We start from the raw sequence: 26,893 nt of genomic DNA on the forward strand, positions 1-26,893 counted from the left end.
GCGCTAATTTATTTCCCATGCTTACAACCAAACAAAATATAACCAAAAAATCAAAAAAGTCAACCTTCAGAAAAATTTCTGAATGGCTACACCTCTGGCTTGGACTAACTTCGGGAGTTATCGTCTTTATTGTCTGCCTGACTGGAGGCATCTGGACCTGGAGGTATGAAACCTGGTATTTTACAGAACCCTATCAGCGGGTTACTGCCCTTGACAAGCCTTATTTGATTCCTTCAGAAATAGAAAAAAAGGTTCAGGACTATTTCGATAAAAAAGGGTTGAAAGATGCTGAAATCACAGGTATTAATTATGGAAAACCTGGAAAATCGGCGCTGATTTTTTATCATCCGGATTCATTAAAGTTTGCCCAGTTATATGTTAATCCATATACCGCAGAGATTTTACAGGATAAATCCGAAGCGGCTACGGCGGAAAAGTTTTTCATCTTCATCCGGGCTGGCCACCGCTTCCTTTGGCTTCCGCAAAAAATTGGCAGCCCGATAGTGGGTGCTGCCTGTATCATATTCGTGATAACTATGATTACCGGGCTCATCTGGTGGTTTCCGCTCAAATGGACAAAGAAAACAAGGGAGAAAAGTTTCAAGGTAAAATGGTCTGCCAGCTGGAAGCGCTTAAATATCGATTTACATAATGTTTTCGGCTTTTATTCATTGCTTTTCGTTATGCTGCTGACCATAACGGGGATTATGTTCACTTTTCGATGGTTTGAACATGGTGTCTTCCGCACTCTTACCTGGAAGGCACCGGCAGAAAAATCATATGATCCACCAACATCGGACACCATCACTACTGTAGATACTCATTCGGTAAATATTGAAGATAAAATATGGGAGAGGATGCATCAGAAATACGGAGACCGCTATGGTAAAATTTCTATCGATTTTCCCGAAAAATCAAATGATTCCTATCAGGTGATGGCCCAGTTCGGGGACGGAACGCTTATTTACAATAATGCTGTACATTATTTTGACAAAATCTCAGGCAAGGAATTATTGAGTAAAGGTGAACGAGCCAGGCCTTATAGTAGCTTGTCCTTAGGCGAAAAGATCTACCGGATGGACTTCGATATTCATACCGGACAAATCCTCGGTTTGCCAACTAAAATAATTGCGTTCATAGCCTGTATTATTGGGGCAAGTCTTCCAATAACTGGTTTTATTATCTGGTATAACAGGAAATGGGGTAAGAGAAACAAGAAAGTATATAGAAAGAGTCAAGTTGATGGGGCCGAATAAATTGAATTTGTTCTTACCAGAATTATTTGTTCATTTTTTAAAGATTTTTTCTTTGCCGTATTTGGTGCAGGTAACCTTACAGCTGAAAGAACAATATAGTAGGAGGAATACCTTAGTATTGTAAGAGTCCACTATTTAATCTTTGATGTAATAAGCTATTAGATATTAAATATGAATGACTTATTTTAACTGGGGTGGATTCCTTCGTTTTTTGAGACTATTATGGAGTTCTATGTTCTGCGTGATCTGTCGGTTCTGTGTTATTGTTTGAGAAAAGATTTATAGCTTGATAGTATCTCAAAATATAAACTTAGTGAAAACCGTATTTACAATCAAGTAGCCAACCTTGTAAAGTTTTACTTTTATTGCATTGCTTTGTTAAGTGCTATTATTGCTGGACGGTAGTCTTCACGGTCCAATATAAACTGTATGTTTACCTTACGTAGTGCAAATCCCGCGCTTTTGATATTAATCCCATTTTCAGTCAAGGCAGAAGCACTTTTTGCAAGCAGGCCAGGTTGGTCTATATTGGAGCCAAGTAAACAGACAATCGCAACCTTTTCATATATGACTTTTTCAAACTCACGTTGGAGATCTGTGATCAGGTTTTTTCGGAAATCTTTTTCCCATATCAAAACTGAAATACTATTTGCACTGGTCGTCTTAAAAGTATATGAAATATTATGGGCGGCGAAAATATGCATCGCCTTTAAATCGCTGCCTACGCTTCCAACCATTAAAGCATCATATATGTCAATAAGCAGAAGTTTCTCTGCTCCGGTAATCATTTCTATGCGCTTTTTCTCACAAAGGTAAGACTTGGTTATAAGCGTTCCTTCATGGGCTGGATCAAATGTGTTTTTAATTCGAAGTGAAATCCCTTTCATTTCGAGTGGCTTGGAAGCAGAAGGATGGATTGCCTCCATGCCTACATCAGCCAGTTGATCGGCAATGTCGTAATTGGTAAAGCCAACCGGGCTACAGTTTTCTTTGCCAACGATAGCAGGATCGGCAGTTGACAGATGATATTCCTTATGGATGATGGCTTCATCGGGGCGCAGGATTTCTGCGATTTTGCTAAAGGTTACTTCAGAATATCCCCGGTCAAACTCCCTCATAATCCCTTCTGTTCCTTTAGTATAACCGGTAACAATGCAGATGGTCCGTGCTAGTGGTACCTCTTTAAATGCTTTTTTGATTCGCTGATCAATGGTGATTGAAGCATGGTCATCAAAACCTCCAAGATCCATCCGGTGAACACTAAGCCCGCGGTTTGCCAAGATATTGCTCAAAACGAAAGCAGAATGACTCTCACCAACGGAGGCAAGTATTTCCCTGGCTGCCAGCAAAATCCCGCTTTTGCTTACATACCCAGAGGAGAGGATGTTGACAAGATTATCCAGGTATTCAGCTGCTTTTTTGACATGGTTTTCAATAAAAAAATCTGCTGCCTGCAGATCCAATCCAATCTGGACATAACGAAGATTAATTGATTTGAGCTTGGATACCAAAGACTGCATCGGTCCGGCAAAATCCTGGTGTTTAGTTATCTTGTGATATATCCCAGGTGCTCCTGTTTTTTTGTTTTCCAAAAGCAAATCGGTAACACCTGAAAAAGCAGAAACGACAAATACCCGATTATAAAGTTCATCACCGCTCTTTCCATAAAACATGATATTTTCAATTACCTCATATAGTGCGGACATCGAGGTTCCGCCGATTTTTTCTACGCTTAACATTAGATTGCTTTTTCATCACCTATACCATTGTCATGCCAATACAAACCAAATTACAGTTGTTCCAAAGGCATAACAGCTAAAAATAGCCTTGATTTGGTATGCAACGGAGAAATAGTTTACTAAAACCCACGTGTTTTTTTTCTGCCGTTGCCACTGATCTTTTATGCACTATTGTTTACACAGCCAAAATGAAATTGACCCTTTCATTTTGAAAGGGTTTGGCATTAAGGGTTTCCAGTCACAGAAAATAAAAGTATCCGCTCATTTGCGCTAAAACCCTTTTTCAAGTCGGGCACTGATTTAAGGCACCACCTTTGTAATTGGCCTGTAATGAAATTTTAAGATAATGGATAACCAAATTATTTTTATACGAATCGCAGATGAGCGAGATACCAAATTTATACCCGAAATCATCGCCGAAACTGAGCGGTCTGCTATAGCGAGGGGTTCGGGAATTGCTAAAAGAACACCTTCTTCTGTAGAAGAGAAAATTCTTGCGGGAAAGTCAGTCATAGCGGTAACCAGTAGCGATCAGTGGGTTGGCTTTTCTTATTTAGAGACTTGGGAACAAGGCAGGTTTGTTTCGAATTCCGGCCTGATTGTCGCGCCTAAATTCAGGAATTCAGGAGTAGCAAAATCCATAAAGAACCGGATATTCAAACTCTCCAGGAGGCTATACCCGGAAGCGAAAATTTTTAGTATCACTTCAGGGCCTGCTATTATGCGCATGAATGCCAAGCTAGGCTTTCTGCCTGTAAGTTTCGCTGAGATTACCCATGATGAGCATTTCTGGGAAGGCTGTAAGAGCTGCGTTAATTACGATATTTTAAAAAGGAAGGAAAAATGCAACTGCCTTTGTACCGCAATGCTCTTTGATCCGGAATACCTCATTGACGCACAGCCGTTAATTTACCTTAACACAGAAATCTATCAGGAAGTTTCTTATTCTTAAAAACCAATTAATCCATGTACAACATCATCAGAAAAACAACTGCCGGAGCACCGGACCTGAACCAAATTTATCAGCATTCGCTTCAACTGCTTTCAACCCTTATCTCAACGCCTTCTTTCAGCAGCGATGAAATGCTGACTGCCGATGCTATTGAGTCCTTTTTAAACCTAAGTGGTGTCAATACCTTTAGAAAATATAACAATGTCTGGTGCTACAACAAGCATATGGATGCCGAAAAGCCTACCATTTTGCTAAACTCACACCATGATACAGTGCAGCCCAATGGTCAATACACTAGAGATCCATTTAATCCAGCCATAGAAGATGAGAAGATTTTTGGCCTTGGCAGTAACGATGCAGGTGGCTCTCTGGTTTCATTGATAGCTGCTTTTTTATATTTCTTTGAGCGCGATGACTTACCTTTTAATCTATGTCTGGCAGCGACTGCTGAAGAGGAGACCTCGGGGGAATTGGGTATCCGTTCGATACTTGGTGATCTGAAAGATATTTCGTTCGCAATAGTAGGTGAACCAACAGGGATGCAGATGGCCATTGCCGAAAAAGGGTCAATGGTCTTAGACTGCGTAGCCAAAGGCCGCTGTGGGCATGCAGCCAGGGAAGAGGGTGACAATGCCATTTATCATGCACTGAAAGACATAGAATGGTTCCGGACTTTCCAGTTCCCGATTATGGATGGTCAGCCACAACCCGTAAAAATGAGCGTAACTGAAATTAGGGCTGGTATTCAGCATAATATCATCCCAGCCGAGTGTCATTTCACGGTAGACATCCGTTATGATCATAATTACAACGAAAGGGAATTGATCAATATGATAATAAACCATACATCTAGTTATTTCAAGATTCGCCCCAATGTGTTGAAACCATCATTCATTGATTTGACCCATCCGATAGTAGTATCCGGATGCTCTCTGGGAAGAGCGACTTATCTTTCCCCGACAAGCTCAGACCAGGGCTGGCTGGATGTGCCCTCAATAAAGATGGGTCCGGGAAACTCTGCGCGCTCTCATACAGCTGATGAGTACATTGGTATTGATGAAATTGAAGAGGGTATCAATATTTACATTGCCATTCTTGAATCGCTGGATTTAACTCATCATAAAAACGTTCTCAGATTCGAGAAAGTGACGGATATCAATCCTGGATAAAGGAAGATTTTCCATTCCATCTTCATATCGAAAACGAACATTATATTTACCACATGGAAAAAACTGTCCTCATCATAGATGATGAGCCAAAAATACTTGGTCTGTTGTCCAGGATAATAGAACTTGAAGGCTTTAAAGTTCTTCAGGCTGATACTGGGAAAACAGGATTGAAAATCGTGAAATCCAGAGAGGTACATGTCGTCATAAGTGATGTTAAGTTGCCTGACATTAACGGTGTAGAACTGGTTTTAGCAATCAAAAAGCTAAAGCCTTTTATCGAGGTGATCAATCTCACGGCTTTTGGTACGATTTCCGACGGTGTTCAGGCCATGCGAAACGGCGCTTTTGATTATATTGTAAAAGGGGATGACAATGATAAAATCATTCCCCTACTGCATAAGGCTATTGACAAGGTGAAGCTCCAGATCCGTGTTTACGAACTGGAAAGGCAAGTTGGAAAAAAACATAGTTTTGATGAAATTATCGGTAGTTCCCCGTCAATAACTAATGCTATTGATATGGCAAAAAAAGTAGCCAATTCCGATGCTACTGTGCTCCTTCTTGGAGAAACAGGTACGGGAAAGGAGGTTTTTGCGCAGGCGATCCATCATGAAAGTCCCAGGAAGCTAAAGCCTTTTGTCGCACTGAACTGTAGCGGATTTAATCCTGAACTTCTTGAGAGTGAACTATTTGGATACAAGGAGGGTGCGTTTACCGGAGCTGCACGTGACAAAAAAGGGCTATTGGAAGAAGCTAACGAGGGAACACTATTTTTGGATGAAATAGGTGAGATGAACATAGATCTTCAGGCCAAACTTTTACGGGTACTGGAAAACCAGAGTTTCATCAAGATAGGAGATACCAAAACCAGCAAAGTTGATGTAAGAATCATTGCAGCGACCAATCGAGGTTTAAAGGAGGAGGCTGAAAAAGGTACTTTCCGGTCAGATCTTTATTACCGTCTGTCGGTGTTCTCACTAGAACTTCCCTCACTTGGTCAAAGGAGGGCAGATATTGTGCCTATTGCAAAACATTTTCTTAATTTATTTGCAGCTAAGGTAAACCGGGCAGAGATGGTAATGGATAAAGAGTTTATAACCCTACTTACCAATCATGCCTGGAAGGGAAACATCAGAGAACTTAAGAACATCATTGAGCGGGTAGTCATTCTTGCCGACGGCAATTTGATTACCGCCGATCTTTTGCCCTTTGAGTTCCATGATCTTGATGGTGCAAACGGGGGGCTGAGCATGGCGGCAGTAGAGCGTCAGCATATCAAAAAAATCTTGATGCACACTGGCGGAAACAAGACCGAGGCGTCCAGGGTTCTGGGAATTGGGCTTACGACCCTTTATCGTAAGCTCGAGGAATACGGATTAAACTAATTTTTCCATAATGAAAATGACCCTTCCATTTTGGAAGGGTTTTTTTTTGAGAAAATATTTCAAAAGTAATTTACTTTCGTTTAATTATTTGACTTTCAGCGTTTTATGCGTTTATTAATTATTTGTGGTACGGGAGTTGAATAAGGGCTTATCAAAAGCAACATATTATGACTATACTATTTATCATCATCCTTCTTTTGCTCTGCTGGGCAGCTTACAAATCAATCGACTGGTTCGAAAAAATCTAAAACTATGATAGCACTATTTATTATCGCAATTGCCGTATTCATCTACATGATTTACGTGCTGATTAAACCCGAAAAATTTTAATCCTGTCTCCCGCTTGGGACCATTAACAAATTAAGAAATGAACACTGAATTAACCGGCATTATTGCCACATTCCTGCTCACCCTGGTTATCGCCATTCCTTTAGGGATGTACCTGGCCAAGGTTTTTGCAGGGGAAAAAGTCTGGACAGATTTTTTAAAACCTCTTGAATCCGGGATCTATAAGTTATCTGGAATAAACATCAAAGAGCAAATGAACTGGAAACAACAGATGAAAGCATTGATGACTATCAATTTATTATGGTTAGTCTATGGTTTCTTTGTGCTTATCTTCCAGGACAAGCTCCCCTTTAACCCAGATGGAAATCCTGGAATGACTCCTGATCTTGCTTTCAATACCATTATCAGCTTTGTTGCTAACTGTAACCTGCAACATTATTCAGGCGAAAGTGGCGTAAGTTACCTTAGCCAGCAATATGTGTTGATGTTTTTGCAATTTGTGAGTGCAGCAACAGGTATAGCAGCAGCAATTGTGTTATTTAAAGCATTCAGGGATAAAACAACTACAGAACTTGGAAATTTTTGGGAATTTTTTGTAAAAGCAATTACTCGCTTGCTTTTGCCCTTATCTATTGTAGTTGCATTGATCCTAACATTTAACGGTACACCATCAAGTTATGAAGGTAAAGACCAGTTTATATCCATGCAGGGAGATACAGTAAATGTTTCCCGTGGACCTGCTGCACAGATGATTGCCATAAAACACTTGGGTACAAATGGTGGAGGCTACTTTGGTGTGAATTCGGCCCATCCTTTTGAAAATCCAAGCTACTTTACCAATATGGTAGAGTTGATTGCGCAGGTCATCATTCCAATTGCCATGGTCATTGCCTTTGGCTTTTTCATAAGAAGGAAAAAACTTGGCTGGACTATTTTTGGGGTAATGACCATTGGCCTTTTCATGTTGCTTATTCCAATGCTCAGCTCAGAGCTTGGCGGAAGTCCGGCATTAGCTAAAATGGGTATTTCCCAAACAACAGGGGCTATGGAAGGGAAGGAAGTACGTTTCGGGCCAGCTGCATCTGCATACTGGGCTACTGTAACGACCATTATTTCTACAGGTTCGGTGAACAGCATGCATGATAGTACCATGCCAATGTCCGGTACATGGCAGCTATTGGGCATGATGATTAATTCCTTTTACGGGGGATGTGGAGTTGGTCTGCTGAATTACTTTATTTACTTAATTGTAGCGGTTTTTATTTCAGGACTAATGGTTGGTAGAACACCAGAGTTTTTAGGGCATAAGGTAGAAGCCAGGGAAATTAAGATAGCTGCTATTATTACTTTACTGAGTCCATTTTTAATTTTGGCCGGAACAGCCATTGCAAGCTATGTTTTTACGAATTATGGAGATGCGGGCTGGGCAGTTCAGCCTAAAAACTGGCTAAATAATCCAGGTTTTCATGGATTTTCAGAGATGCTTTATGAGGTAACCTCATCGAATGCGAATAACGGATCTGGTTTTGAAGGACTTGGAGATAACAACATTTTCTGGAACCTGTTAACAGGTGTTATTATTTTCCTTGGTCGTTTTCTTCCCATTATTGGTCCTATAGCTATCGCCGGATTGCTTGGCGCTAAAAAATTCATCCCTGAATCAGCCGGTACACTTAGAACAGATACGAAGACCTTTGCACTGATGACCTTTGCTGTTATTATCGTGCTGAATGCACTTTCTTATTTTCCTGCATTGGCCCTGGGCCCAATAGCGGAATATTTTACCATGCTTAAATAGATATATAAATGAAACCCAATAATAAACTGTTCGAACCTGCCTTGGTGCAGACCGCACTAAAACAATCCTTCATTAAGCTAGATCCCAGGGTAATGGTCCGTAATCCGGTGATGTTTACCGTAGAGATCGGAACCCTAGTAATGGCTTATGTTACCATATATTCTTTCAGCCATAGCGGACAGGGATCTCCCTTATACAATTTCTTTATCTTTTTAGTTTTATTGCTGACCGTACTGTTCGCGAACTTTGCTGAAGCCATTGCAGAGGCAAGAGGTAAGGCACAGGCTGACAGTCTGCGCAAGACCAGGGAAGAAACACCTGCAAAAGTGCTTCTGGCAAACGGAAGCATTGAGATCCGTTCATCTAATATGCTTAAGAAAGGTGATGTGTTTGTCTGTGAAACAGGAGATACCATCCCAACTGACGGAGAAATTATCGAAGGTATTGCAACCATTGATGAATCGGCCATTACAGGGGAATCTGCTCCGGTAATCCGCGAATCGGGTGGTGATAAATCATCCGTTACCGGTGGTACAAAAGTCTTATCAGATGAGATAAAAGTGCAGGTAAGTACTGCACCTGGCGAAAGCTTTTTAGATAAAATGATTGCTTTGGTAGAAGGTGCATCACGTCAAAAAACTCCTAATGAGATTGCTTTGACAATTCTACTAGCAAGCTTTACTCTAGTATTTATCATTGTATGCGTAACCTTAAAACCTTTCGCAGATTATGCAAATACTCCAATTACCATTGCAGCTTTAATTTCGCTTTTCGTTTGTTTAATTCCTACAACAATAGGTGGTTTGTTATCTGCTATTGGCATAGCCGGTATGGATAGGGCTTTAAGAGCAAACGTAATTACCAAATCGGGTAAAGCAGTTGAAACTGCAGGTGATATCGATGTACTGCTATTGGACAAAACCGGAACGATTACTATTGGTAACCGTAAGGCTACCAATTTTTACCCAACAGAGGGAGTAGATGAAAAAACATTTACTGATGCCTGTGTCTTGAGTTCACTGGCCGATGAAACCCCTGAGGGAAAATCGATCATCGAACTTGCAGGTGAGAAGGGTTTCAGAACAAGCGGAACCCCTGAAGGTTCAACTTTTATCAAGTTTACGGCTGAAACCCGTTCTAGCGGACTGGATACAGCTGATGGTAGAAGAATCAGAAAAGGTGCTTTCGATTCAATCAGGAACATAGTTGAGAAAGCGGGTAACATTTTTCCTTCTGATATAGAAAACCATGTGAAAACTATTGCAACAAATGGTGGAACACCGTTAGTTGTTTCTGAAAATGAAAAAGCGCTTGGTGTAATCGAACTTCAGGATATTATTAAACCAGGTATCAGCGAACGCTTTGAACGGCTTAGAAAAATGGGTGTTAAAACGGTAATGGTAACTGGTGATAACCCTTTGACGGCTAAGTATATTGCTGAAAAGGCGGGTGTTGATGATTTTATCGCCGAGGCAAAGCCTGAGGATAAGATGAACTACATCAAGGATGAGCAAGCCCTTGGTAAGCTGGTTGCGATGATGGGTGACGGTACAAACGATGCGCCGGCTTTAGCTCAGGCAGATGTTGGTGTAGCCATGAATAGTGGAACACAAGCGGCAAAGGAGGCAGGAAACATGGTCGATTTAGATAACGACCCAACCAAATTAATTGAGATTGTAGAAATCGGGAAACAGCTGTTAATCACCCGTGGAACGCTGACTACCTTTTCGATTGCCAATGACGTTGCGAAGTATTTTGCTATAGTTCCTGCCTTATTTATCGCTTCAATCCCTGCGTTGCAGAGCTTAAATATTATGGGACTGCATTCTCCGGAATCGGCGATCATGTCGGCGGTCATCTTCAATGCGATTATTATCCCGATCCTGATTCCGTTAGCACTTAAAGGTGTTGCCTATAAGCCAATCGGTGCGACCGCACTCTTGCGCAGGAATCTGTTCATATATGGTATAGGTGGGGTGGTTGCTCCATTTATAGGCATCAAAATTATTGATTTATTAGTAGGCTTATTCGTATAGGCCTTAAATTAAAATAAAATGAAAAAGTATATTATTCAATCCATCCGCTTAACAGTTGTCTTAATTGTATTGTTATGCGTTGTTTATCCCATTAGTGTTGCCTTTATGGGTAAAATGTCCAAAGGAAACGGCGGGGGTGAGAAAATCATCAAAAACGGCAAAACAGTGGGATACGCATTACTTGGCCAGTCTTTTACCAAACCGGAATATTTCTGGGGAAGGCCATCTGCAGCTGGCTATAATGCGGCCGGTTCAGCGGGTTCAAATAAAGGACCTTCTAATCCGGATTATTTAAAGGATGTACAGTCTCGTATCGATACCTTATTGAAATACAACCCTGGGATTAAAAAATCCGATATCCCCGCCGATATGGTTACTGCATCAGGAAGCGGGCTTGACCCGAATATTTCTGAAGCCGGCGCCGCCATCCAGGTGGCAAGGGTGGCCAAAGCCAGGAAAATAGACGAGCAAAAAGTGAAAGAACTGGTTGCCATGAATACCCTTAAGCCCTTTATGGGACTTTTCGGACCATCATCGGTAAATGTACTGAAACTCAACCTGGCCCTTGATGAACTATAAAAAACTGACCATCCTGCTGCCTGCTTTTAAAGCGTTTGCCAAAACAGTCAAGTAGGCAGCATCACCGGTCAATCTGATAACACCCTAAAATTAACAACAACAAAGTTTTTGGGGCCCGTAAAAAAAGAGCACGGGGCTCAAGGGCTTTGCCCTAAAAAGCACATTTTCAATTTTTATGAAACCGTCATAATTTTTCATACCGCGTTGTGGGATGAACAAATTCGATGGCTTCATTACCGTTAAATTATTCAAAAAGATGAAAAAATTATTATTACTAGCCGCTGCAGTTTCAACAGTATTCTTAGCCAAAGCGCAGGAAGAACCAAAGATCAAGGTAACCGGATACCTGGAAGCCTATTATGGATATGACTTTAACAAACCGGCAGATCATAACCGCCCTGGCTTTATCTATTCACATAACCGCGCAAACGAAGTGAACTTAAATCTTGGTTTTATCAAAGCGGCTTACGATAGCGGTAATATCCGTGCAAACCTGGCTGTGATGGCAGGGACATACGCAAACGCCAACCTTACGGCCGAACCAGGAGTGTTGAAAAACGTCTTCGAAGCCAATGCGGGTGTAAAGCTTTCTAAATCTGAAAATCTTTGGATTGATGCGGGTATCTTTTCATCACATATAGGCTTCGAGAGCGCCATATCTAAGGACTGCTGGGTACTTACCAGAAACATTTCTTCCGAGAATACGCCTTACTATGAGTCTGGTGCAAAAATTACATATGGTACAAAGGATGGTAAATTTACAGCAGTCGCACTATATCTGAATGGATGGCAGCGAATTACACGCCAGAATGGCAATGATAAACCTGCAGGAGGCTTGCAGCTGACTTGGAAGCCTACGGATAAAATTACGGTAAATTACAGTAATTTCCTTGGAAGCGAAGGCGCTGACACGGTTAGGGTAAACCGCTTCTATCATAACGTTTATGGTATCTTTCAGCTTACCGATAAGTTCGGCGTAACACTAGGTTTCGATTACGGAACCCAGCAAAAAATAAAAGGAAGTAATGACAAAAATGAAGTGATCTCACCAGTAGCTATCCTGCAATATAAGTTTGCGCCAAAATGGGCTGTTGCGGGTAGGTTCGAATATTATGAAGATAAAAATGGCGTATTTATAGCAACAGGAACTCCAAATGGATTTAAAACAAAGGGTTATTCTTTAAACCTTGATTATTCTCCAATTCCAAACGCTGTTGTTCGTTTAGAAGGAAAAGCATATGACAGCAAAGATAAAATATTTGTCAGAGATGCCGGTGCGGTTAATGCCAATGCAGCATTAACTGCCAGCATAGCCGTTTCATTTTAATAAAGCTCATTTATCCACCCGGAAACATTTTTCGGGTGGTCAATTTAAAAGATTATGCATCCTTACATAGAAATCATATACTGCTTAATTTTGATCACCCTAGGTGTGATTTTAATTAAAAGGCTTAGGGTAGTTAAGAACAGGAAAAATATAAACTTTTACAGGACATTTGCCGCTAGGAAATATTGCGAGCTCATGTCCAGAAAATTAACCATCCGGTTAATTATTACGGTATTTGTACTAAGCCTGGTCGTAACCAGTTTTATACTAATCGAAAAGGGTATCATGAGTGTGGTTTGGAATTATTAGACGATAATGGAAGAGCAACAAAAGGAAGAATCGGTAAAACATTTTCTCGATCTAGTTAAAAAGTCGAGGCGTGGAAAGCTGAAAGTGTATATTGGCATGAGTGCCGGTGTTGGCAAAACGTACAGGATGCTCCAGGAAGCACACGCTTTGCTTCGTAATGGTATCGATATCTGCATTGGATATGTAGAGACCCATAACCGGGCGGAGACCCATGCTCTTGTTGGCGGTCTTCCTGAAGTCAAGAGGCGAAAGATATTTTATCGTGGTAAGGAACTCGAAGAAATGGACCTTCAGGGTATCATCAATCGTCATCCTGAGATTGTCATTGTTGATGAACTTGCCCATACGAATGCGGAAGGTAGTAAAAACAGCAAACGCTGGCAGGACGTTTTTGATTTGCTGGAAGCCGGGATCAGTGTTATCTCCGCCGTCAATATTCAACATTTGGAGAGTATTAATGAGGAGATAGAACAGATTACGGGTATAGCGGTGACCGAGCGCATACCGGATAAGATTTTGGAGCTCGCCGATGAAATCGTAAATATTGACCTTACAGCTGATGAGCTGGTAACCAGGCTGAAAGAGGGAAAGATCTATGATAAGAGTAAGATCGAACGAGCACTTGGAAATTTTTTCCAGTCCGATAAAATCCTTCAGTTGCGCGAACTGGCCCTCAAAGAGGTCGTACACCAGGTAGAACGGAAAATCCAGACCGAAATCCCCAAATCCATTAAACTTAGACCTGAACGCTTTCTGGCCTGTATATCTTCCAATGCTGAAACAGCAGGTGTGGTAATCAGGAAAACAGCCCGCCTGGCATCCTATTACCGTTCTCCTTGGATTGTGCTGTATGTACAGAGTGATAGTGAAAGCTTAGAACGCATAAAACTAGACAAGCAAAGGCACCTGATCAATAATTTCAAGCTTGCTACTGAACTCGGGGCGGAAGTTATTAAAATCAAAAGTAATCAGGTTACACGTGCCATCATTGATCTGGCTACCGAAAAGGAGGTTACAACCATCTGTATCGGGAAGCCTCACCTGAATATCTTTCAAGTCATTCTTCGAACGGCAGTCTTCAACGGACTGTTGAAAAATCTTGCTATGAAGGATATCGATCTGGTCATTCTATCTTAATTCTTATCATATATACAAACAAATAGTCATCATGAAAGTAAAGACTAAACTCCGCCTTGGCTTCGGCTTCCTTTTTATATTAGTGCTCTCTTTTGGACTAATTGCCATTTTTTTTCTCAATGAGCTCTCTGATAAATCCAAGGTAATTCTCAAGGATAATTATAAAACCTTAAAATATATCGCCGCAATGCGTGGTGTGTTGGACAACAACAGCCTCCCATTGCAAAATGCTGAAAAAGCAGTTTTCGCTAAGAACCTGAAAATGGAACAGGAAAATATTACAGAACCCGGGGAGCGGGATGCTGTAGAACGTCTTCATCTGGGTTTTGATAAGATTTCAAATGCAAGATCCGCAGAGGGACAGGAAAGTTTTCTAAGGGAAACGAGAACAGCTCTGCAGCAAATAGAAGATCTGAATATGAAAGCCATATATGAAAAGAACGGTTTGGCTACAGCAGCTTCCGAGCGAGCGAACATCTATATCGGCATAGCTGCAACAGTTTGTTTTATGATTCTATTTACTTTTATTGTAAATTTTCCTGGCTTTGTTGCCAATCCGCTTGCCGAATTCAGCAAGGCCATCCGGGAAATCAGCAGAGGAAATTATAAGCAGCGCCTGCATTTTAATAATAACGATGAATTCAGTGAACTTGCTTCCTCGTTCAACAGCATGGCAAAAAAGCTTAACGAATGGGAGAATAGCAATCTCTCGAAACTCAAATCGGAAAAGCTGCGCATTGAGGCCATTATTGCCCAGATGCAGGATGCTATTATTGGTCTTAATGAAAAAGGCGAGGTTCTCTTTCTAAATACTCTAGCTTCAAAACTGATTAATCTGGATGCCGAAAAGACCGTTGGTCAAAACGTGTCACAGCTTATCGAAAAAAATCAGCTGCTTAAACGTATCTTGAGTCCTCAGACAGATACCAAGCCATTAAAGATATTCGCCGATGATAAGGAAAGTTATTTTCAGCTCGAAAACAGAGAAATTGTTATACCCAATTTCGAGGTACAAGCAGGTGATACGCTCGTTGAATCCTCTAAATCAGCGGGTAGCGTTTACGTTTTGAAAAACATTACCCAATTTAAAGAACTTGACGAGGCTAAGACCAACTTTATTGCTACTGTCTCCCATGAACTAAAAACTCCGCTATCATCGATAAAGATGAGCCTGAAGCTTTTAAAGGATGAAAGAGTCGGAGGAATGAACGACGAACAAAAAGAATTACTCGAACATATTCGGGAAGATTCCGATAGATTACTTAAGATAACCAGTGAGCTATTGGACCTCTCCCAGGCCGAAACTGGCAATCTCAAGCTTAGCTTTGCGATCACCAAACCACTTGAAATCGTAAATTATGCGATTGATGCGGTAAGTTTTCAGGCGGAACAGAAGCATATTAGGCTCGAGGTGAACTGTGATGAAAACCTTTCAAAAGTGAATGCCGACATCCAGAAAACCGCCTGGGTGCTGGTAAACTTTCTTTCCAATGCGCTGCGATATAGCTCGGAAAAATCAAGGGTTATTCTTGATGTCGTTCAGCTGTCCGGTCAGGTCCGGTTTTCTGTACGGGATTTTGGAAAGGGCATTGACGAAAAGTACCAAAAAAGGCTTTTCGACAGGTACTTTCAGGTGCCTACGGACGGGCAAAACAAGTCGGGATCAGGCTTAGGCCTCGCCATTTCCAAGGATTTTATCGAAGCGGAAAAGGGCAGGATCTGGGTCGAAAGCGCAATCGGAGAAGGGAGCAGCTTCTTTTTTACGCTACCCAATGCATAGGAAAAAGAGCTAATACATTCTCCTTTTAAAAATTTCTAAAGAGATGTGCCTTTTTACATGGTCATCTCTTTTTCTCTTTTCAATATTTTTCCAAAACGGTAATAATCCTTCTATTTTGAAAGGGATAAGTATTGATAAACTTTATTCCTGAATGAATAAATCTCGCTTTATGGTCTATAATGGCCCTTTTTTTTATGTAGAAGATACTCTGGGCATCCACTTTGATAATAATGGATCAAGTAAGCAATGAAAATTAAGAGTATGGCAAACAACGAAAATCATGAAAAAATAATCGTAAAAAGAAACAGCGCCGGCAGTTTTCGACACCTGTATGAATGGGTAAGGGTTTATCTTTCTCCTTTTAAAACAGTCAAAAAACCTGTTAGCAATAAAATTCATGGAAAGCTTGCACATAAGGAAAACCTTGTCGAAGACCGGAAGGGCAGGCCCACTTTTTATATTTCCTATACAGGATTATAACTAAAACTAAAAAATATGGAAACCTATATGATTATAAATCCCGCTCCCATCAAAACTCCTGAAGAACTGGGACATCAGGCTATCGAACTCTTAAAAACACTGATCGCTACGCCATCGCCCAGTGGGGAAGAAAAACATGCTTCAGACTTTATTGAAAATTTTCTCAGTGAATACTATGCCATCAGGACGATCAGAAAATTCAACAACATCTGGTGTTACAATAAGTGCTTTGATCTTAAAAGGCCAACGGTCCTGCTGACCTCGCACATTGATACCATATACCCACATGATAACTGGACCAGGGACCCGTTTATAGCATCAATATATGAGGGAAAAATTTACGGACTCGGAAGCAATGATTCCGGAGCTTCGCTGGTCGCTCTTTTGTCGGCATTTTTATATTTTTATGACTGGAAGGGCCTGCCGTTCAATCTTTGTCTAGCGGTAACCGCAGAGGAGCAGAATTCTGGAAAAAACGGTCTGCGATCCATTCTTTCTGATCTGATGCCAATATCCTTTGCCATATTGGGGGAGCCTACAGATATGGATATGGCCATCGAGGAAATGGGCGCTATAGTGTTAGACTGTACATCCGGCGGAATATCCGCACACGCGATCTCAAGTGACGCAGATAATCCCATTTACCGGGCAATGAAGGATATTGCATGGTTTTCGAGCTTTCAATTCCCAGTCCATGGTTCTGACCATCAAGCAGTGAAGATGACCGTGACAGAAATAAGTGGCGGAGTAAGGCACAACATTGTGCCAGGTGAATGCTCCTTTACCGTGGATATTCGTTTTGATCACCACTACAGTGAAAAAGAAATTATGAACATTATCCGCAACCACACTTTCTGCGAGACATCGATTCGGACAAATCTGGTTACTCCCTCAGCCATTGACCTAAACCATCCATTGGTCATTTCGGGAAAACAGATTGGCAGAAATACCTTTTTTTCACCAACCAGCTCGGAGCGGAGCCTATTGCATATGCCCTCTTTAAAAATGGGTCCGGGTTCTGCTTCCAGATCGTTAATGAATGATGAATATGTCTATTTATCAGAGGTTACCGAAGGAACCGCTCTGTACATAAAGCTGCTGGAATCCCTGAGCGCGATTTTTAATCATCACCCAGAAAATCGTAATACTGGCTATGAAGGAAAAACTGAGCCGGAACTAAGTACGTAGAAATCATGAAGAGCAAAAATAATGTTGTTTTCAGATATTCCTCATTCATATCGCAGTATCTCATCAATTACCAAAATGAAAAATACCACCCCATTTTGATATGGATTGCTAGGTTATTGTTTTTTGCGCATGAGAAAGAAAATGTCTTTTAAAGAGGCACCGATGCCTTTATCTGACCTTTGAAATTTTGGGGCATTTCCTTTGCTGAAGGTATCTATAAATTAAAACCAATATTATGTTTCTCATTATCCTAGGATTCCTTATTGTTGTAACAAGTATTATTTCCGCAAAAGGTGATACGCCTCTCACCCGCTACAGAAGGCTCATCAGAATAACAGGTGTTGTCGTTATCCTGCTGGGGGCGTCGCTTTCCATGTTTAAGGTTATTCCCGCGGGTCAGGTCGGGGTAAAAACACTTTACGAAGGTTGACAACGATGTGCTCTTCAGCGGGCTTAATATAGTGAATCGCCTGGTTGAGGTCACTACCTTTGATGTCAAGACCCAGAACTATACCATGTCGGCGGTGCATGATGAAGGTAATAAAGCGGGGGATGATGCCATCCGTATACTGACCTCGGACGGTCTCGAAGTTACAATCGACCTTTCTGTTCTCTTCAGTGTGACACCCAAAGACGCACCAAGAATCTTAAAAGAAATCGGAGATGATTACCTTGACAAAATTGTCCGCCCCATTGCCCGTACTGCTATCCGGGACAATGCCGTTTCTTATGAAGCTGTGGCCCTGTATTCTACCAAAAGACAGGAATTCCAGAGCAAAATCTTTTCTGCAATTGATCAGAGTTTTGCCAAGCGAGGGCTAAAGCTTGAGCAGCTTTTGGTCAGAAACGTTACGCTTCCCGAATCTGTCCGCAAAGCAATCGAATCTAAAATCAATGCTGAACAGGATGCCCAGAAGATGCAATTTGTACTGCAAAAGGAAAAACAGTTGGCTGAGCGTAAGCGTATCGAAGCGCAGGGTATAGCTGATTATCAGCGAATCCTTTCTACAGGCCTCAGCGACAAACAGCTCCAGTATGAATCCATTCTCGCCCAGAAAGAAATCGCACTATCAACAAATGCCAAAATAATTATCATGGGTAACGCAAAAAACCCTATAATTCTGGGAGGAAATTAGAAAATAGATATCCTCCTTCTATGGGAGGAGGATATTGGATTCATGCTGTTGAACTTCCAAGTTTTTCGCGAATGATTTTCTCCAGTCTGGCCAACTGATTTGCAATTTTTAAATAGCTATCAGTATTAAGTTTTTGGGCATGCCTGCGAGCTATTAATCCATCGAGGTAATTTATGTCTCTAGTGATCTCGAGATGCGATTTTACCAGATTTTTATCCAGTATCACATCTGCCCACATCTCTGCATATTCCTGAATAATCCTGCTAAGAATTTTTTGCTCATTCCGTTGATCCGCATTTCCCATATTGAATTTAATGTGTGAGGCCTGCTCTCGGCTATTGACATTCAGTACCCATTCCGAGTTTAAAGCACTTAGCGTTATGGCCACAACATCCTTTTTATAGCAGCTTTTTTTTAAGTTATCGAAGATAAACTTCATCTACAATTCAATCATGCTGTGACCGGGGCAGTTTTCTTATGCCTGCAAAAAAGGCACAGCCGATAATGACCACAATTAGGGATATTGTTGAATAAATCACTGTCAGCGCATCAATTTTTAACATGCGGATAGGGACGCCTACAAGGATGACTGTTGCATAAAAAATTACTAAGTAATGAAAAGGTTTGACCTTACCGAGCCTGATCAGCAAACTTCTTTTTTCGATAATATTATAAGATCGTTTCATGTTCTCTATTTGCGATCATTTTACCAAAATCATTCCGATAACTTTATCTTCCTGCAAGCCGCTTATAATCAGGCGTTTATTTTTTATTCTAAATTTATATGCTGTGTGAATCCATTCATAATGGGGTGGTAATTTTCAAGTTGGGTGTGTCAGATTGGATAAACCAACCTAAATTGACTCCTCATCGCCGAAACAACTCTATTATGAAGTGCTAATTATCAATGCATTATTAAGTGATCAAAAGTTGGAGTAAGGGGCCAAGTATTTTGATTTTTTCCAATGCTCATATTTAGTAAAAATTAAATATAAGAGGGATGGTTTTTTGACACATATTTCTCTATGGTATAATTGATGCACATAGTTACTGCTGAAAGAAAGATACATAGTAGGAGGAGATGGATACGTTCGTTTTTTGAGATAAAATATTTGAAGAAGTTTCTAAGGCATAATAAAATACTAATCGAATCTCAATACTTCGCTATCATCAAAATTGCTTAAGAAGCATTTAACGCAAGAGATATCGATAGATTCTTTAAACTCATGCTTACCTTAATGCCCATACGAATACAACAAATTCATTTGATAAATCACAAGCTTTTAAAAGGGACTAACAGAATATGATTGAAATTTGTTAATAAATAATGATAGTATAGCTTCAGTCTTCAACCCGAATAAAGAAGTTTTGAAACTTCTTTGAAGAACTATAATCGCTTCAATACTAAACTGCATCCACTCAATTCTCATTAAAAGACGTTAGATTCTCAGTGTCAATTGTCAAAGTCATAATGCTAAGCTACTTTCGCTAAACACTTAAATTTTATTATATGAAACACATATTATTAACTTCAGTTTTTGCATTCTTTTTTGGTTCACAGATGGCCAGAGCAAATATTTTTAATTTAGGAACAGGCGAATTATTAATCTTAATTGTTATCTGTATTTTTGTTTTTTTAATCTTAGTAGGCTTTATTTTTTTATGTTTATATCTAATTAAACGCACCAAATCTATAAAACATGAACAATAAGGTGATCTTCGGCTTAGTTTTTATCTTTAATTACGGAATCCAGGTTTGTTGTGCAGGTTTCTTAAATATGGGGTCTTCAGAATTAATTGCTCTTTTAATTGTTGGAATATTATTTTTCGCGTTTTTTTTTGGGATTTTCTTCTTAATCTACTTTTTGATTAAGAAAAGTAGAGATCACCAATCAGCCATAATTGCCAGTTCCGTAGCCATTAATTTCTCCCAGCCTGATCATTATCAAACGAAATGTGTGGAAGAAAATGAAGAAAAAACAATAATTAAAGCAACTGCTAATATTGCGTTACCCCAACATAATGAAACCCGATATGTTGATCCACAAGACGTCGTGAGGTGCGAAGCTGATAACAATTATACAAATTTTATTTTAATAGGTGACGAAAAATTACTCATTTCAAAATCATTAAAGGAATACACAGATTTGTTAAAACCTTTCGGGTTTGTTCGGTCTCATCAAAGCCATTTGGTAAATCCAAAATTTGTTAAAAGCTGGTTAAAAGAAGATGGAGGGACACTGTTGATGAAAAACGGAGATAAAATTCCGGTTTCAAAACCTAATAGAGATGCAGTCAAGATTATCTTAGGAAAATAGCTTTACTCACTCTGTATAATATCAACCGAAGTGATAAGCTAGTGACATGCACAATGGTAAATTTAAACAATTTCTCTGCTGCGCTTTGTTGCAGTCGAAATAATAACTGGTAATATCCGGCAAGAAATATTAATGGACAATATAACCTCAGAGATTCAAAAATTTAGTTAAACAAAAATTCACACACCAGGTTTAGAAATTTTTCAATTTTAACGGTGAAGCACAGGGTTGATACAAGTTGATTCTATAAATCTAGATAGCAGAAAATATTTAAAAGATGCAAAAAATCATTCGTTTTGTGAGACAAGTCTCCCCTGTTAACGTTCAAAGACGCTAACATTGACCTAAATTATTGTAAATTTCCGGTTAGTGTATTTACTACAATTTCTTACACTGAAACATATTTTATGTTAAAATCATCTGATAACTCTTGTAATATACTTTCAAATCCTGCTGTTAATTTGTGATCAGGGTCTAATCCTATATTAAGTCTGATCTGCCTATTGTCAGCTAGATTCAAATAAAATGTTTTTTTAGGCCAGTTACGTGCAAAAATGAAGTCGGACTTCAAAATACTACAACTTCTCATCAAAGTATCGGTTGAAATTTTGACTTCCGATAAAATACCAATCTTCCTGATAGTTCTTTCGCTTTTGCTTACAATAATTTTGTAAAGACTTTTCAGGAACATCATGACAGATATTACAATGAATATTACCGAAAAAACTATTATCGGAAAGTTAAAAATGAAGTCGTTTAAATAGAAGAATATGCCTGAGAAAACTAAACAATTAAAAAATAATAATAAAGAAATTAACCTTAATTGAATGTTCGGATTGAAAACATATGTCACCTCGTTTCCCACCAATCTAATACTTGAATAAGTGCCAAAATTGCTTATAACTCTTCTTTGTGATATTTGACCTTCAGTTTGCAATCTTAATTTAAAATGTTTTTGATTTGTAAAGATCCTATTTTCTTACTTTAGATTTATTTATTTAAACAATTTTTCTTCTCCCAAAATCGTTATACGGACATTCATGTTCCAAGTCTGGATATCGGCAAATCTGGTTACCGCAAAAGCTTTTCTTCCTCAAGGTTTAGGAAAGGCCCGTTTTTCGTAGTCATTCCTTTTTAATTGAGAAAGAAAATACTTTCTTTACTAACTGGCTTGTTAATCCGAAGACAAATGGGTTGCTAGATTTTTCCACCCTTTTTGAGGCCGGCTATAATTATACTGGAATAGTTAGTGTCTCCTGCAATTGGCAGATCTATGGTACAGGTAGTCATATCCTTGCTCCATTTGACTACAGGTTGCCCGGTTTTGTTTAGCGTATTAATAGTGATGGCAATTTTATTGGCAGTTGGTCTCCATCCCAATGCTACCCCAACGCCTCTTTCAGGATTCAGGAACTCTCCTATGGTAGTCAAGGTTGTCATACCAAGTTCGTAGCTGTTATCTGTTAATTTAACACCATTTGCGTTTAAAGTGATATGCAATTTGCCAGAAATTTTTGCAATTTCTTTAGCACATGCCGCTTTTTGCTCAGCTGTTGTATTCACTGCTGTTTTTTCTGCTGTATTTAATATATCGGTACCATAAACTTTATCAAAATACTTTCCTAAATATGAACTTAAATAGGAAAAGGTTGAAATGTCATAAGAGCGCTTATCAGACATAATCCGGGTAAACATTTCCGATGGACCATTGATTGTGACACTCTCCTGGATCACCTTGGCCCTCGCCCAATTGTATTTTTGTTCCAGTGTTTCGACGATATCAGAAGTTTTCTGTGCCATTGTATAAAAAGGAGTGGCTAAGCAAAAGATAGCGCAAAATAAAAATAGTCTCATTCTTTAATTTTTTTAGATGATGATTTAATATATAGTATGGAACCTGAAAAAAAATCACGTAGACCTATATTCTTTGTGAGTTTCAATTTGGGTCGCCATTGATAACAGCTTATTTAACTAATCGTTTGCTGATATTTAACTTCTTTTGATTTTATTTTCTGGTCTACGGTAGTTATATGGTTTGTTTAATAAGGATGCTGTTAACTTCCGCTACAAAGCTGTCCACTTTTTTTGTGCCAAAGAAACTTGATAAAACTAATACATCTTCTTTCTGCTTGTCTGGTCTTAAAAAATATACCTGTACATCGGTTCCCGAATAAATCATATAGTTCGTTTTTTGAGACATAATACCTAAAACAACAATCCGTGATTACCGAATCAGCTGCCCACACTTCACTTCTTAATTCAATAATCTGTTTTTAACTTCCAGGCATCTTAATGATGGTCTACAGGAGTCAAGATCTTGGAATAGATTTCGGCATAATGATTTATCCAAGATTAATCATTATTTTTCAATATGAAAATATTATATGTCATTATTCTGCTATCACTCAATGGTGTTAAATTTGGTTTTGGACAAACCAAAATGATTGTGGAAGATGAAGTGTGGGAAGCTTTTACTTTGCAAGAATTTTCAAGTAAAATATCAAAAGTTGATGATTTGCCGAAAGATATTCAACGACGTATGAAGGCGATAATAGCTGAAGTATTTTGGGACCTAAAGGATTCAATCCGGTTCTTCGGGGCACAGGTCATTGACGTTAAATCTGCAGTAAAGCATGTCAATCGGCCTAGTATATTAATGAGTGAGCGAAAACCGCTTATTCCAAAATATGAACTTTCCTTCTCCTTACAAGACACAACGATTGGGATTATTCGATATTATGTTTTGATCCATTTAGATGATTATGGACAAATCCTCGATCTAAACTGGCCAATCGGATATGGTGGAAGCAAACGAAATCTTTTAGATAGAAGATTAATTTATGAATTTGCCTCAAGGGAGGTAACAAAACGTGGATTTTCTTACGATAACTATTCGGTAATATTTAAATACAATGAGGAATATGCTCAATTATTTTGGACATTTAATTTCTTTAAAAATAATAATGAAGAAGGTGGCTACACTGTAACGATTCCTTGGAGTGAATTGAAAATAATTGAATCCTCAAGTGAACAATAAGACAGATAATTGCTTTCTATAACAACTCCGATAAATTGCTGGGCAAAGTATAATTTTCAGAAGTCGATGATGCAAGACCCATTGAGATATAATAGTTCATCATCGCTATTCTGATTTTAGATGGTTTTTCAACTTATCGTAAGTAGCATCTAGTAAAGACAACTTAAATAAAATTATAACAGTGAATTATATCTTCCTTTTGTGAAACGGAATTTGTAGTATTGGTTTTTTTAAGCATAATAGAATGAAAATTATTTGTAAGTTTAAGATAATGACATCAGGGGAATTTGGTAATTGCAAAGACAATATCAATTCCGCTTAACTTAGAATCTCTTACTAATGCTTTCATGGTAAATAAATTAAACGCGAAGATTTGGATTGTGTTTCTCTTTTGTGTTAGGGTTTGTTACGCCCAGAATGGGCTTTCTGATTCAGTTAACAAATTAATCATTCCGATTGACTCAAATCAATCCGGGGGGTACACATATCCAACCGATTTCCTTTTTAAAACACTCGATGGAAATAAGGTCTACGCCATTGGTGAGGCGACCCACGGTACACGAAATTTTATCGATTTTCGATTTTCGCTGATCAAGACCTTAGTCTTGGAACACAACTACAAAGTAATAGTTACCGAAACAGATTTCTCCAGTACCTTAATGTTAAATGATTATATCGTTAATGGGAACGGTTCGCCAAAGGATGCATTAAAGCTGATAGGGTATTGGATGTACAACAATTCGGATTTTTTGAATGTAGTCGAATGGCTTAAGACGTATAACGACTCCAAGGGGCCTGGTGATAAAGTTCATTTTTATGGCTGCGATATGACTGCCCCGGCAATAATCGGATCGGTAATCCGTGGGGAATATAGGTTTAAGAATGCTGCGTTGAATGATGAAATGCTAGGTGCACTTAAGCAATTGAGAGTCCCGACTTCAAAGTCATTCACGAAAGATGAAGGAGACCTTTTTAATGGTATAGGTGTTAAAATCGACCAAGAGATTGCTTCACAACCCACCAATAGTGTCTCTAGGATTTCCTTAAATTCCATTTTGCAACTAATTAAATATCGCGCACTCGGTCCAGGAAAACTAAGGGCTGAATTAAGAGACAAAATGATGTACGAAAACATTAACAGCATCATGGCCCTTCAGCCTAATGCGAAGGTGATATTCTTGGCACATAACATGCACATCTCGAAAAAATTAATGCTTGCAGGTCAGCAACCGGTAGGGCAATTGTTATCCAAGTCACTAGGCAAAAAATATTACGCCCTAGGCCTTCTGTTTTATGAAGGAGAGTTCCTTGCTAACGACAGAATTAATTCGGGCTTCAAGGTTTTCAATGTCAAACAGGACGATCCAGTTTTTTTTGAACAGAGAATTATCTCTTCCAAAAATGATGCTTATTTAGACTTTAATACCCTTCCCTACGATAGAGCGATTATAAATTTTCTTTCAAAAAAAGTCAAGACAAGACAGGTGGGTGCTACATTTAGCAATTCAAAGGCCGACCTAGAAAATACCTCAATCGAAACCCGCCCCAGCGAATCATTCGACGGAGTAGTAATATTCAAAAAAACCTACCCAATCAAACAGCCCTTCAAATGGAACGATTAAACGAAGTAAATGTAAGCCTTGACTTAAGGACAAAGGTTGAACAATCGATAGTTAATTATTTCTTCTGAAGTGTTTTTGCGTGAACATGCAGGGCAAAGAAATAGCCCAATTAAGTATTTTCTAGAAAATGTTTATTTTTATTCCTTTACCCCGTCCTAAGTTTATAATTCACCACTTTTCATCAATGCTTCTGATATCCTGCTGAACCGGTGCAGTTTGTGTCGAAATGAAAAAAACTGTTTTCAGTGAGGTGCAACTTATTACTACACTAACCATTGTTTATTTCATTCAATAGGTTTTGTATATCCAAATTAGCGTTATTTAAATATCGGTTTCGTTGCTTTTCTCCATTACCACTAAATGAAACTGATTTTTTGATCAGTATATCCATCCAGGAATTTATACTGCTGCAAAAATCATTGTTTTGGGTTTTAAGATAATTGAATGTATTGAAACGGTTAAAGCTTATCAGACTTCCATCACCTTCTACAAGATAGCAAATGCTACCTAAAACATCATTGGCATACCAGCGGAATTTATGATCAGGATTTGGTGTTTTTCTTGAATTTAAAGAATAGGATTTTATATCTTCCAAACAAGATCTTAGTTGTTCTAAGATTGTTTCAGCAAAACAGGCTTTTAGATGACCAGCCTCATATGCATAGCGGATTTGCTCAATAGTACCATGAATAGTATCTTTCGACCATATTTCTGTACTCGGAATTTCTAAATATAATTTATTCAATTTCTGGGTTATATCCCTAATTTCTTCGCTCAGCTCAAAATTATGCAAATCTTCTTTTGGGATATCCATGCTGTCGGCCCAAAAAAACAGTTTAAATGCTGTTAATTCATCGTATTTAAAAAAATAAAACAGGGGAATGTCGTCAGTAGTAACCTTAATTTGCTTTTGTTTTAAACGATGTATTGCCACCAAATCCTCATATAAACTATGTAAGTAAGCATACATTGGGTTTTTTTGTGAATCTATTTGTGGTGAAAGAAATGTAATAAATTCAGTATCATTCGATTGATAATGATAGTTAAACTTCAACTCATCGCACAAAAGCGTTAACTGCTGTAAACTAAGTGAGCTCGTACCCTTGATTTTTTTATAGGACTCATTTAAACTTATATTTAATACTTGCGCTACGATTTGTGGAAAATTAAAGTGTGTAGGTAAAGTAGATTTTAAACTTTTAAAAAAAGACTCTTGTGAGTTGTACATACATGAATTGATGAAACGCTAAAATTATATGAAGTATGCTGCTAAAAATTGGGTTAAATATTATCCTTTGATGTGATTATTCCAATTTTGTTTAATCTAAAATAATTGTATTCATTACATTTTATCCTC

General features: G+C 39.0%; 20 protein-coding genes. 16 read left to right on the top strand and 4 right to left on the bottom strand.

The window, feature by feature from the left end; all coding sequences use genetic code 11:
- Positions 1-17 precede the first annotated feature (17 nt).
- A complete protein-coding gene (locus tag ASE92_RS17760) occupies positions 18-1,256 on the top strand; it encodes a PepSY domain-containing protein (protein ID WP_056851474.1) in 1,239 nt (412 codons plus the stop codon).
- Between the two features lie 362 nt (positions 1,257-1,618).
- Here the strand turns inward: ASE92_RS17760 and ASE92_RS17765 are convergent, their stop codons facing one another.
- Entirely contained in the window at positions 1,619-2,995 is a 1,377-nt protein-coding gene (locus ASE92_RS17765) for an aspartate kinase (protein WP_056851475.1), read from the bottom strand.
- A 346-nt stretch (positions 2,996-3,341) separates the two neighbouring features.
- Here ASE92_RS17765 and ASE92_RS17770 point away from each other — a divergent pair, with 346 nt between their 5' ends.
- The 12 genes from ASE92_RS17770 to ASE92_RS17825 all read left to right on the top strand — a co-directional run bounded on the left by ASE92_RS17770 (position 3,342) and on the right by ASE92_RS17825 (position 18,559).
- A complete protein-coding gene (locus tag ASE92_RS17770; RefSeq protein ID WP_056851476.1) occupies positions 3,342-3,947 on the top strand; it encodes an N-acetyltransferase in 606 nt (201 codons plus the stop codon).
- Positions 3,948-3,961: 14 nt separating this feature from the next.
- Entirely contained in the window at positions 3,962-5,116 is a 1,155-nt protein-coding gene (locus ASE92_RS17775) for a M20/M25/M40 family metallo-hydrolase (RefSeq protein WP_056851477.1), read from the top strand.
- 53 nt (positions 5,117-5,169) lie between these two features.
- A complete protein-coding gene (locus tag ASE92_RS17780; RefSeq protein WP_056851478.1) occupies positions 5,170-6,501 on the top strand; it encodes a sigma-54 dependent transcriptional regulator in 1,332 nt (443 codons plus the stop codon).
- A gap of 252 nt (positions 6,502-6,753) precedes the next feature.
- Positions 6,754-6,831 carry a potassium-transporting ATPase subunit F gene (locus ASE92_RS20990; protein WP_082035969.1) on the top strand — a complete coding sequence of 26 codons (78 nt, stop codon included), beginning with the start codon at positions 6,754-6,756 and terminating at the stop codon, positions 6,829-6,831.
- Between the two features lie 37 nt (positions 6,832-6,868).
- Positions 6,869-8,587, top strand: coding sequence for a potassium-transporting ATPase subunit KdpA (gene kdpA, locus ASE92_RS17785; RefSeq protein WP_056851479.1), 1,719 nt, complete (start codon positions 6,869-6,871; stop codon positions 8,585-8,587).
- Between the two features lie 8 nt (positions 8,588-8,595).
- A complete protein-coding gene (kdpB, locus tag ASE92_RS17790) occupies positions 8,596-10,623 on the top strand; it encodes a potassium-transporting ATPase subunit KdpB (protein WP_056851480.1) in 2,028 nt (675 codons plus the stop codon).
- A gap of 18 nt (positions 10,624-10,641) precedes the next feature.
- Positions 10,642-11,202: a K(+)-transporting ATPase subunit C gene (locus ASE92_RS17795; protein WP_056851481.1), complete on the top strand. Its 561-nt coding sequence runs from the start codon at positions 10,642-10,644 to the stop codon at positions 11,200-11,202.
- Positions 11,203-11,458: 256 nt separating this feature from the next.
- Positions 11,459-12,529 (top strand): porin, encoded by a 1,071-nt coding sequence (locus tag ASE92_RS17800; RefSeq protein ID WP_056851803.1) that lies wholly within the window; start codon positions 11,459-11,461, stop codon positions 12,527-12,529.
- A 315-nt stretch (positions 12,530-12,844) separates the two neighbouring features.
- Entirely contained in the window at positions 12,845-13,975 is a 1,131-nt protein-coding gene (locus ASE92_RS17805; RefSeq protein ID WP_056851482.1) for a histidine kinase, read from the top strand.
- Between the two features lie 31 nt (positions 13,976-14,006).
- Positions 14,007-15,755: an ATP-binding protein gene (locus tag ASE92_RS17810; protein ID WP_056851483.1), complete on the top strand. Its 1,749-nt coding sequence runs from the start codon at positions 14,007-14,009 to the stop codon at positions 15,753-15,755.
- A 495-nt stretch (positions 15,756-16,250) separates the two neighbouring features.
- Positions 16,251-17,423 (top strand): M20/M25/M40 family metallo-hydrolase, encoded by a 1,173-nt coding sequence (locus ASE92_RS17820; protein WP_235527391.1) that lies wholly within the window; start codon positions 16,251-16,253, stop codon positions 17,421-17,423.
- A 461-nt stretch (positions 17,424-17,884) separates the two neighbouring features.
- On the top strand, positions 17,885-18,559 hold the full coding sequence (locus ASE92_RS17825; RefSeq protein ID WP_235527392.1) for a prohibitin family protein: 675 nt from the start codon (positions 17,885-17,887) through the stop codon (positions 18,557-18,559).
- Between the two features lie 40 nt (positions 18,560-18,599).
- Here the strand turns inward: ASE92_RS17825 and ASE92_RS17830 are convergent, their stop codons facing one another.
- On the bottom strand, positions 18,600-18,998 hold the full coding sequence (locus ASE92_RS17830) for a hypothetical protein (RefSeq protein ID WP_056851485.1): 399 nt from the start codon (positions 18,996-18,998) through the stop codon (positions 18,600-18,602).
- 1,261 nt (positions 18,999-20,259) lie between these two features.
- Here ASE92_RS17830 and ASE92_RS20995 point away from each other — a divergent pair.
- The gene (locus tag ASE92_RS20995) at positions 20,260-20,877 is read left to right on the top strand and encodes a LytTR family DNA-binding domain-containing protein (protein WP_082455118.1); all 618 of its coding nucleotides are present in this window, start codon (positions 20,260-20,262) and stop codon (positions 20,875-20,877) included.
- A 1,197-nt stretch (positions 20,878-22,074) separates the two neighbouring features.
- Here the strand turns inward: ASE92_RS20995 and ASE92_RS17855 are convergent.
- A complete protein-coding gene (locus tag ASE92_RS17855; RefSeq protein ID WP_162237772.1) occupies positions 22,075-22,731 on the bottom strand; it encodes a hypothetical protein in 657 nt (218 codons plus the stop codon).
- A gap of 517 nt (positions 22,732-23,248) precedes the next feature.
- Here ASE92_RS17855 and ASE92_RS17860 point away from each other — a divergent pair.
- Positions 23,249-23,914 carry a hypothetical protein gene (locus ASE92_RS17860; protein WP_056851490.1) on the top strand — a complete coding sequence of 222 codons (666 nt, stop codon included), beginning with the start codon at positions 23,249-23,251 and terminating at the stop codon, positions 23,912-23,914.
- 347 nt (positions 23,915-24,261) lie between these two features.
- The gene (locus tag ASE92_RS17865; RefSeq protein WP_157255783.1) at positions 24,262-25,536 is read left to right on the top strand and encodes an erythromycin esterase family protein; all 1,275 of its coding nucleotides are present in this window, start codon (positions 24,262-24,264) and stop codon (positions 25,534-25,536) included.
- 268 nt (positions 25,537-25,804) lie between these two features.
- Here the strand turns inward: ASE92_RS17865 and ASE92_RS17870 are convergent, their stop codons facing one another.
- A complete protein-coding gene (locus tag ASE92_RS17870) occupies positions 25,805-26,764 on the bottom strand; it encodes a hypothetical protein (RefSeq protein ID WP_056851492.1) in 960 nt (319 codons plus the stop codon).
- Positions 26,765-26,893: the final 129 nt, after the last annotated feature.

The sequence above is a fragment of the Pedobacter sp. Leaf41 genome (assembly GCF_001422545.1).
Classification (GTDB): domain Bacteria; phylum Bacteroidota; class Bacteroidia; order Sphingobacteriales; family Sphingobacteriaceae; genus Pedobacter.